General features: G+C 56.2%; 4 protein-coding genes. 2 read left to right on the plus strand and 2 right to left on the minus strand.

The window, feature by feature from the left end; all coding sequences use genetic code 11:
* Window positions 1-89: 89 nt before the first annotated feature.
* Window positions 90-2834, plus strand: a complete 2745-nt coding sequence (locus tag AC1DH9_RS24440) for a beta strand repeat-containing protein (RefSeq protein WP_477808927.1) — start codon at window positions 90-92, stop codon at window positions 2832-2834.
* 68 nt (window positions 2835-2902) lie between these two features.
* Here AC1DH9_RS24440 and AC1DH9_RS24445 read toward each other — a convergent pair whose 3' ends face one another.
* Window positions 2903-3802 (minus strand): LysR family transcriptional regulator, encoded by a 900-nt coding sequence (locus AC1DH9_RS24445; protein ID WP_427542756.1) that lies wholly within the window; start codon window positions 3800-3802, stop codon window positions 2903-2905.
* 139 nt (window positions 3803-3941) lie between these two features.
* Between AC1DH9_RS24445 and AC1DH9_RS24450 the strand changes: the two genes are divergently transcribed.
* Complete coding sequence (locus AC1DH9_RS24450; RefSeq protein WP_477808928.1) at window positions 3942-4475, plus strand: FMN-dependent NADH-azoreductase; 534 nt, start codon at window positions 3942-3944, stop codon at window positions 4473-4475.
* Window positions 4476-4667: 192 nt separating this feature from the next.
* Here the strand turns inward: AC1DH9_RS24450 and AC1DH9_RS24455 are convergent, their stop codons facing one another.
* Window positions 4668-5864 carry an ISL3 family transposase gene (locus AC1DH9_RS24455; protein ID WP_427542953.1) on the minus strand — a complete coding sequence of 399 codons (1197 nt, stop codon included), beginning with the start codon at window positions 5862-5864 and terminating at the stop codon, window positions 4668-4670.
* Window positions 5865-6154: the final 290 nt, after the last annotated feature.

Raw genomic sequence — 6154 nt, forward strand, 5'->3', positions numbered from 1 at the left:
GCATTATAAATAGTCATTTTGCACTCATTAAGTGTTATTTTTTACAAGCGCGATGGCGTTCTTAGTAAAATTATCATAAGGGTGTTGAGATGAGTGATGCAAAAGTTTTGGTTTTGCGAACATGTGCCAATAATATGTTCGACCACTGTGGATTGATCTGGCCTGTTTCCGGGATTATCGAATGTAAATTTTGGGAACCTACGAGAAAGCTCGAGAACGGGCTTTCCGGCTTGCTGTGGGGGAAGGGGGCGAGCGCTCATTTAAATATGCAGGCAGATGCCAGGTGGGTTGTTTGTGAAGTCGAGGTTGACGATATTATCCGTCTGGATGCGGAGGGAGGCGTTAAGTTTCCTCGTGCTGAAGTGGTTCATGTCGGGACGCGAAATAGCGCATTGGGGTATATTTCAAACAATATTTCGAACTATGAATCATCTTCAACGGATTTGATTGAGACATTTGTTTTTCCTGAAGTGCGCTCGGAAATGAACAAGGACTCTTCCAGGTCGCCCGCAGCAACGGCTCAAGCTCCACCAACGCTAGAGACGGCTGTTTATGGCAGTACGCTCACGGGCGCAAATCAGAGTCAGCTCATCGCAGGCTATGGCAGTACTGAAACCGCTGGAGATCGCAGCACGCTGATTGCCGGGTATGGCAGTACCGGAACTTCAGGAGCTGATAGTTCAATCATCGCCGGCTACGGCAGCACACAAACCGCCGGGGAAGAAAGCTCGCTGACGGCGGGTTACGGCAGCACGCAAACGGCYCAGGAGGGCAGCGATCTCACTGCTGGCTACGGCAGCACGGGCACCGCGGGATCCGACAGCTCGCTGATTGCCGGCTACGGCAGCACACAAACCGCCGGGGAAGAAAGCTCGCTGACAGCGGGTTAYGGCAGCACGCAAACGGCCCAGGAGGGCAGCGATCTCACTGCTGGCTACGGCAGCACGGGCACCGCGGGATCCGACAGTTCGCTGATCGCCGGCTACGGCAGCACACAAACCGCCGGGGAAGAAAGCACGCTGACAGCGGGTTATGGCAGCACGCAAACGGCTCAGGAGGGCAGCGATCTCACTGCTGGCTACGGCAGCACGGGCACCGCGGGATCCGACAGYTCGCTGATYGCCGGCTACGGCAGTACGCAAACTGCCGGACACGAAAGCGCATTGATTTCGGGTTACGGCAGTACCCAAACTGCAGGGTACAAAAGTATTCTGACCTCGGGTTATGGCAGCACACAAACCGCTCAGGAAAGCAGCTCTCTGACCGCTGGCTACGGCAGCACCGGAACCGTTGGATACGATAGTTCGCTGATCGCCGGCTACGGCAGCACTCAGACTGCCGGCCATGGCAGCATCCTTACCGCGGGGTACGGCAGTACGCAAACGGCCCAGGAAGGGAGTTCACTCACCGCCGGTTATGGCAGTACCGGAACCGCCGGCGCGGACAGTTCGCTGATCGCAGGTTACGGCAGCACTCAGACCGCAGGTCACGAAAGCACACTGACAGCAGGTTATGGCAGTACACAAACCGCTCAGGACAACAGCTCCCTGACCACTGGCTATGGCAGCACTTCCACCGCCGGCTATGAAAGTTCACTGATTGCCGGATATGGCAGTACCCAAACTGCCGGTTACAAAAGCACGCTGACAGCAGGCTATGGCAGTACCCAAACGGCGCAGGAGGAAAGCTCACTGACCACTGGCTACGGGAGTACTTCAACGGCGGGCTATAGCAGTACGTTGATCGCCGGGTACGGAAGTACTCAAACCGCCGGCTACAAAAGCAGTTTGACGAACGGTTATGGCGGTACGTCGACCGCAGGCTATGAGAGCTCACTGATCGCAGGTTATGGCAGCACCCAGACCGCGGGCTACGAGAGCACGCTCACGGCGGGTTATGGCAGCACGCTGACCGCTCAAGACAGCAGCACGCTCACCGCTGGTTATGGCAGTACCGAAACGGCTGGATTTTCCAGCTCCTTGATCGCAGGTTACGGCAGCACGCAGACCGCCGGTTACGAGAGTACGTTGACTGCCGGGTATGGCAGTACGCAGACGGCAGAGCGTGACAGCACGCTCACCGCCGGTTACGGCAGCACCGGAACGGCGGGGCAGGACAGTTCGCTCATTGCGGGTTATGGCAGCACCTTGACCAGCGGCATTCGCAGCTTCTTGACAGCGGGTTACGGCAGTACCTTGATCAGCGGACTTCGCAGCGTGCTGACGGCGGGATATGGCAGCAGCCTGACATCTGGTATGCACAGCAGCCTGACCGCCGGATACGGCAGCAACCAGATTGCGAGTCATCGAAGCTCACTGATTGCGGGCTATGACAGCACTCAAATTGCCGGGCATAAAAGCATGTTGATCGCCGGCAAGGGCAGTTCGCAAACAGCCGGTTATCGCAGCACGCTGATATCCGGTGCCGACAGCATCCAGATGGCAGGTGAGCGCAGCAAGCTGATTGCCGGTAAAGACAGCACCCAGACAGCGGGCGACCGAAGCAAACTACTGGCTGGCAGCAACAGCTATCTCACTGCTGGCGATCGAAGCAAACTGACCGCTGGCAACGATTGTGTGCTCATGGCCGGAGACCGAAGCACACTCACTGCCGGCAAGAACAGCGTTCTGACAGCGGGTGCTCGCAGCAGGCTCATCGGCAGCCTTGGCTCAACGCTGACGGGCGGGGAGAACTCGACGCTGATTTTCAGATGCTGGGACGGAAAGCGTTACACCAACGTGGTCGCCAAGACTGGCAAAGACGGAGTAGAGGCTGATACACCGTATCAAGTAGATGAAGATAGAAATATCGTGAATAAAGCCGAGGAGTCATAACGATTAACCGCATCGGCCCTTTGGCCAACGGGATAACCAAACCGCTGACGTTAGTTGTCTTCGTATCATCACCTGCACAGACGATGGGTCAGATCATTCAGAAGCCATCGGCCTGCTTTCCCTAAAGAGCGATTTTGCATGTGCGCTGCGTAGATCGTCAGTGTGTCTGGTGTGCGCTGAAGTTCGGCGGTTAACTCAAGCGGCAGGAGGCGTCCTGAAGCCAGGTGATCGGCAATCAGATGCTCTGGCATTCGGCACCAACCGAACCCGGCGAGTAAAAAATCCATCCGCCGTGCCAAATCTACAAACCGCCACTGGTGACTGCCCGTCACCCCATAGCTAGGACCGTCGGGTGAAACCGGATCGGAAAGTACCAGTTGCACGTAAGGCTTGAGGTCTGCACTTGTTACCCGGCGGCCTAACATGGCCAGGGGATGCCCGCTGGCTACTACTGGCCTCAAGTCGACGCTGAGCAGCGGCAGTGCGGTGACATCGTCGGGCACTGTCGGAATCAATGTGCAAAGCGCCAGTGCCGCATCGCCGTTGCGCAATCGGCGCTCTGCGCCGCCTAAGCCTTCCGTAGAAAAACTCACTGCCAGATGCGGAAAAGCCTCACGGATAGCGCGCAGGCTTTCGATGAGCGGTGCGCTAGGGACTAAAGGGTCTATGGCGAGCGCCAACTCCGGCTCAACCCCGGCTGCCGTACTTGAGGCCATTGCTTCAAACTGGGCAGCGCTTGCCAGCACGGCGCGCGCTTGAACCACCAGCACTCTACCGACCTCAGTGAGCGTTGGACGATGGCCGCTCCGATCAAACAGCCTCACACCTTGAACTGACTCAAGTGTGGCAATCGACTGGCTAATGGCAGATTGAGCACGCCGCAGATGACGTCCCGTTGCCGAGAAACTGCCTGTATCAGCAATGGTTACAAGGATTCGCAACTGATCCAGGCTGAGACTTCCGATCATGACCCATCACTTAAACAGATGGATTTAATCATATTTACATCACTCCTGCGTATAGATCGTATTGGGTAGAGTGTGTCGCACATCGCCTAGAGCGACAACGCAAAACATACCGCCGCGTCACTGCGCAGGAGTTACTTACATGTCCAGGCTTCTCACCATTGAAACCGCCATCAAAATACGGGATCTAACGGACACTTCGCTGACGTTCGTGACGGCCCCTTGGTTACAGGCTTACTTCACCCCGCAAACCCAACATTCGCCTGAAATGAAAGCCGTGTTGCAGCTATCCGATGAGCTTGCGGCCGAGTTGCTGGAAACCGATCACCTGGTTATTTCTACGCCGGTCTACAACTACAACGTCCCTGCGGCGCTCAAGGCGTGGGTGGATCACGTGGTACGTAAAGGCCTGACCTTGGGCTTTGATGGTAAAGGGCTGGTGACCGGTAAAAAGGCAACGGTGCTGCTCGCCTCGGGAGGTGTATACACCAACGACTCCCCGATTAGAGACCGTGACATTGCGACCCAGTATTTGAAACTGATCCTGAACGTCCTGGGTATCACCGATGTCACCTTTGTTGCGGCCGGCGGCGCTAAAGCTGTAGATCTCGGAGACATCGGCATGCGCGATTTTCTGGATACATTTGATCATCAAATTCAAAAGTCGCTGGTTTAGGCAGCATCTTCCCTAGCCAATCGATTCTGGTCTATCGACTTCGCGTGGTTAAACGCGCAAATCAAGAGTGTTGACGGGTAAGCAGACAGCTTTTTGTGTCGCGTATCTGTATCGATCGAATGTACCCGTCCGGCCAAGTCACCTACCCAACCCTGCAAAGCCAAGACATGGTGTGCACTTAAATTTGGTTCATCACGGATTACCGGGAAAGACGCTCTTGATCTTCATGAAAAAGAACTCGCTATCCCGGTAGCCGTACGCCATCCGCTTGATGACCTTTATTCGATTGTTTATTCCTTCCAACTGACCGGTGTGCATCGGCCAGCGAACCCGACTGACGATACCGCGCCAGTACCCCTTTAGCCGTTTGGCAAACTGGATCAGAGCCGGTATTTCGCTTTCATGTGCATGGCGCAGCCATTGCTTCCAGGCCGATCTCCAAGCCCAGGCGCCACTCGGCGTCCAGAGCGTTTTGAGTTCAGCCTTCATCAAATAGACCGTCATCAACGCTTGGTTGGCCGCCAGCAAATCCTGCAAATGGACCTGTTGTTCCGGCGTTTTCAGGTTCTGCGGGTTACGCAGCAACAGCCATCGCGCCTGCTTGATGACCTTGCGCGCCGGCTTGTCATGACGCAGCCGGTTAGCCTCGTCGACGCGGACCCGATCAATCACCTCTCGACCATATTTGGCCACCACATGGAAAAGGTCGTAGACCACTCGCGCTTTCGGGCAATGCTGGCGAACCTCCAGATCAAAAGCAGTATTCATGTCCATCGCCACCGCTTCGATTCGAGTACAGCCCTCTGGCCCCAGTTCTTCGAAAAAGGGCCGAACCGCAGCCCGGCTACGGCCTTCACCGATCCACAGCACTCGTCGCGTATCGGCATCCAAGACAACACTGGCATAGCGATGCCCTTTGAACAGAGCGAACTCGTCCATCACCAGGCGTCGCGGTTGCGCCTTCGGCAGCTCGCTCAACACCGCCTGCAAGGCACGACGCTCCAGCAACCGAACGGTGTCCCAATGCAACCCAAACATCTGGGCCACGTGCAGAGTGGGAAGGCGCTCGCAGGCCTGAATGACCGTATCGGCCAAGCGGCGCGTCATGCGCGCATAGCGATCCAGCCAACTGACGGCCTCCATGCGTTTGCCACAGTCACGACAGCCAACCCGCCTGAGCAAAACGCTAAGGCGTACCGCACGACCTAGAATGGGAAGATCGCGAACACTTCGCTCGCAATACTCATGAGTGGTTGAACAAGGCTTTTGGCAGCCGCCACAGGAAGGGAATCGGGTGGCGTGGGGAATCAGTTCGATCTGTAGGGCGTCACCATCATGTAGTGGTCTAATGAAACCGGACACCCATTTAGGCGAAAATGCTCGCCAGATAGACGAGTCTGGTCCCTGGCGGGATCGGCATCGAGTTAATCTAATACCTCGCCAGCACGATTTTCAGCAGCGGAAACGGATTTGGCGGACATTCAACGGCGCAGGCTTCAAGGTCAGCTTGCCGCAATCAGCCACTGAAGGACATCCCTCACCAGAAGTGTCTCGTGATAGTTCGATCTCACAATGTAACCCCGGTGAGGCCGGTCTACTGAAGGCCCGAGAGCGATCAATTTGCCCGCCTTGATCTGCTCTTCGATCAGCCCAGCCCAGCCCAAGGCGATACCTTGACC

The organism is Pseudomonas sp. 05T35, from assembly GCF_056396605.1.

Excerpts from the sequence above, each read along its gene's own strand:
- AC1DH9_RS24445 (WP_427542756.1), bottom strand. The coding sequence starts at position 3,802 with ATGATCGGAAGTCTCAGCCTGGATCAGTTGCGAATCCTTGTAACCATT.
- AC1DH9_RS24450 (WP_477808928.1), top strand. The coding sequence starts at position 3,942 with ATGTCCAGGCTTCTCACCATTGAAACCGCCATCAAAATACGGGATCTA.